Below are 3,722 nucleotides of genomic sequence, written 5' to 3'. Positions count from 1 at the left end.
TCCGCACCGCGCATGCCTGTCTCCGCCGTTGATCCGCGGCGGATGAATCATGTTCCGCAGACGACGTCGAGGCCCGACTATTTCAGCATCCTGTTAACAAAGCATTAACGAACCCTTCCAGGGAATGTCCCAGAAAGAATATTGCAATCCTCATCCACCATCAGCTTCGCCCACCCGGATCTTGCAGAGCGCGGTGATCTCGTTGCCATCAAGAGCATGCGCGACGGCGGCGCCGTCGCCGGAGATCACCACCGAGGCCACGATGCGCCCCTCTCCGTCGAAGAACAGGACTTCCAGCGGCCCATGCGGATCCGGTTCTCCTGCTTCGTTCGAGCGGCGCATGCTGATCATTTCGATGGCCATGAAAAAGCTCCAACGCGAAAGCTGATTTTGCAGAACACACCGCCTCAGAGCTACGGCAACTCTCACGGCAAGTCGGCTGAGAGTGACCTGCCACCAAAAGAATCGCAAAATGATAAAATTTAAAAAAGAATTAACATTGCAAGTCTTGAAGTCCATCTAAGGTTGTGGACTCATGGGTGCATATTTGAAGGGTAATGTCTTGATAATTGTGGAAACTTTCATTCCGCATACAATCTTCTTTCAATCAACATCTGTGTCGCCATGTTCTCATGGCGGCACTTTTTCGTCGGAAGAAATCCATTTTTCCGTCTGGGATGAAATCATGGCCGCCAACCCGAGTGGGTCACGGCAGTCATCCCGCCGCCTCGCACGGCGAGCACTGGATGACGGTACGCATGAGATATGCCGCACACCGAAGGAGAACGCCCCGCGCGGCCCAACCAGCCGCACGGGGCGGAGCCGCGGCGCCCTTCCCAGGCCGGGACCGAGTCCCCGCCGCGTCTCTGCTTCGGCAGTGTAGAGGACATGGCGCAACTTGGAACTCGATTTTCGCATGTGATATGTGGTTCCATCGGAATGCCTGTGCTCATCGAGCACCCGGCTCTCCATGAATTTCCATTCGAGTGTCGATGGGTTGCGCTGCCGTTCAGCCATGCAACCGCAGTGCACGCCCCCAAGGATTCCGGTTTTCCTGACTCGGCGCGGGTCGGCGGCAGGCGTAGCCCTGTGCGGCCCCGCAACCATCTGGCCGGGCATGGTCCCGTCCAGCACCGAAGAATCGCCGTCCAAGCTGGCGATGCCGCCGAGGGCTAGTTTTCGTGGGTCACTTCCAAAACCCAATCAGCTCGTCCAAATGTCACGTTGGAGACGATGGAGATTGATTTTGGGCTGACTATGTGCATGTCGGAAACTGTCAACTCGCCATCCAGCCTGATCGGATCCACATTCGCCCACAATGAGCGTTGGAATGCCCCGGTTCCGCATGCGAAAACCCACCACTCTCCGTTGGCATTCTCGCCATGTCGCACGAGATCGGAGGAATCGACGCGCACCTCGGACGAAGACATCTGAAGCTGCTTCAGGATGCGTGGGTTATCGTTGGTCATCGGTCTGGTTTGCGCTCCAATCTGCTCCTGGCAGCATTGCCACGGCTCAGAATGCATGACAACCGGCTTCGCCAAGTCCCAAAAGACCGGGGCGTGAACCCCGTCCCTTGTCATTCAACTGCCTTATATCAGGGGTCCGGCTCCCGCTGCGCCCTGTCCATCTGGTTCTCCCCGGCATCATAGGCCAGGGCCGTCTCGGCCACCTGCTGTGCCCCACCTTCGCCATGGTCGGCGTTCTGATCCTGCCGAACCATGCTCAGGCACTGAAGAACCTGGGGGGATTCCTTGCGCGAAACCCCGACTCTCGATACTCCTTCGCGAGGCGCCGGAGTTCCATCTCATCGTCAGAACCGAAGGCTGCGCCATGCTCCACCTCGTGGGCGAGCTTGTCTGCATCGTCAAGTGCCTTGCCCACGTACTGGATAAGGGCAACGGCTGCCCATAACAGATTGGCGTCGGCATCGGCACCTTCATTTTGCATACGCAAAGCCTCGTCATCGAGCTGCTTCATGATCTCTTCCATCGCTCTGCCCCTCCCCAACCGGCGCGATACTCCTCAACAGGATCATTGCAGAGCGGCGGCCCGCAAGCGAAAAAGGCCGGGGTGGGAGCCCCGGCCGGTACTGGTTACGCCTCTCTGGCCGCCCTACTCCGTCCAGCCTAGCGCCGTCGCCTTTGCGTCGATCGTGGCCGCGACAGTCGCGCATCCGGTCCCGTTGAGGTGGATGTCGTCCGACTGGCTGGCAGCGGGCACGGTCAGATCGCCCGAGCCGAGATCTTCCGTCGCCAGCGCGGTGTAGAGGTCGCAGACCAGAGGACCGCAGGTGGCATGTGCCGCGAGCTGCGCGTTGACGTATTCCAGGTCCATGAGCGCGCCAGTGCCGTAGGCCAGGCCCGAGCAGGCGCGCCACCTTCTGGCGCGACCCGAACAGCGCATCGTCGAGTTGAATTGGTGCGGCCATGGTCAGGACTCCGTCACGGTGATGATGACGGGGCTGTCCCCGACGAAGACGGGCTGATCGCCCACGAAAAGCTGGCCAGGCGGGTAGCCGTTCCCGCCGCGCCCGACATGCATGCAGGCGCCAATTCCGATGCCGATCATGCCGTCACCACTGCCGGGCCATTTTCAAGTGGGCTGCTCAGCCAGGCGGCATGCGCCGCAAATTCATCTGCCATGGGTCGGCCTCCTCATGGAGAAAGATCAGGCAGGCCCCGGACAGATGCCGGGGCCTTGGGTTGGCTCATGCGGTTCCGGCAAGGTTGCCGATCTCGGCCTCGGTCAGGTGGCCGGTGAAGATGCCGGTCCTGCCGTAGCTGTTGCCCTGCACGCCCGTTGTCCGGCCAACGTCCAGGTAGGTCCGACCGGCGGCGGCAGCGGACGTGTAGTGCGTCCAGACCCGGAAGTAGCCGCCCATGTCGACAGCTCCCTGCGCCAAGGCGGCGGACGTGACCCCATCGGTCGCGAACGCCAGGGTCGTCAGCGAGTTGATGTCACCGCTGACCTGGCGCAGCGTGAAGTAGCCGTTGCCGGTATCCAGAGGGGCATCGTCCCGCATGTCGCAGACCACGGTATAGTCGCCCGCGCCAATCTCCGGCATCCCGAGCCCGTCAAGGCTGTCCGCCCGGATGTACTGGGTATCCGCCAGGGCGAGCCAGCCAGCCGTGAGCGTCTGCCCGCCGCCCCAGACCGCATCGGAGAAGTCGGACGAGACGAGGCTGCTGGCCCAGGACAGGGTGGACGCAACGGTTGCGAAGGAGAAGCTCGCTGCAGCGCTCGGGGTGCCGAGGACCGTTTCGACAAGGCCCGCCGGAAGGGTGACCACGAAGGTGCCGTCCGTCGCCATGTCCGCATCCGGGGCGATGGTCAGCACCGCCCCGCTGACGCTGGCGGTGAACGCCACCGGGCTGCCGCTCTCGGTCAGGGTGGGAGTGCCGACCAGGGTCACGTTCTGGTCGTAGGTGACGGTGATCGCCGCATCGACCGCAACGCTGGTCTGCCCGCTGGCCGGAACAGTCGAGAGGATGGCAGGTGCCGGTTCCACGACCCCGCCGAGGGACGCAAGCTCCGCCTCGGTGGCGTGGCCGTTGAACAGCGCCGGATTGCGGTAGCTGGTGCTCTGGACAGACGAGACGTGACCGAGATCCAGGATGACCCGGCTGTCCCCGGTGCCGGACACGGTGATGTGGACCCAGAAGCGGACCATGCCGGACCCGAGCGGCATCACGCCAACCGACACGAACCCTGCTGCCGCG

The 3,722-nt window shown here is 62.3% G+C and carries 6 protein-coding genes; all 6 read right to left on the bottom strand.

From position 1 onward, the window contains the following. Positions 1-150 precede the first annotated feature (150 nt). A complete protein-coding gene (locus HCC78_RS31715; protein ID WP_172332692.1) occupies positions 151-363 on the bottom strand; it encodes a hypothetical protein in 213 nt (70 codons plus the stop codon). 809 nt (positions 364-1,172) lie between these two features. Next, complete coding sequence (locus HCC78_RS31710) at positions 1,173-1,469, bottom strand: hypothetical protein (RefSeq protein WP_172332691.1); 297 nt, start codon at positions 1,467-1,469, stop codon at positions 1,173-1,175. Between the two features lie 256 nt (positions 1,470-1,725). Continuing rightward, positions 1,726-1,992, bottom strand: a complete 267-nt coding sequence (locus tag HCC78_RS31705) for a hypothetical protein (protein WP_172332690.1) — start codon at positions 1,990-1,992, stop codon at positions 1,726-1,728. Between the two features lie 123 nt (positions 1,993-2,115). Then, positions 2,116-2,337, bottom strand: coding sequence for a hypothetical protein (locus tag HCC78_RS31700; protein ID WP_172332689.1), 222 nt, complete (start codon positions 2,335-2,337; stop codon positions 2,116-2,118). 96 nt (positions 2,338-2,433) lie between these two features. Next, positions 2,434-2,571: a hypothetical protein gene (locus HCC78_RS31695; RefSeq protein ID WP_172332688.1), complete on the bottom strand. Its 138-nt coding sequence runs from the start codon at positions 2,569-2,571 to the stop codon at positions 2,434-2,436. A gap of 139 nt (positions 2,572-2,710) precedes the next feature. After that, a partial coding sequence (locus HCC78_RS31690; protein ID WP_216671403.1) for an Ig-like domain-containing protein occupies positions 2,711-3,722 on the bottom strand: 1,012 nt, incomplete at its 5' end.

The sequence above is a fragment of the Mangrovicoccus sp. HB161399 genome (assembly GCF_013184745.1).
GTDB lineage: Bacteria > Pseudomonadota > Alphaproteobacteria > Rhodobacterales > Rhodobacteraceae > Mangrovicoccus.
Note: the sequence above shows the minus strand (reverse complement) of the source record. Positions and strands in the feature narration are given on the sequence as shown.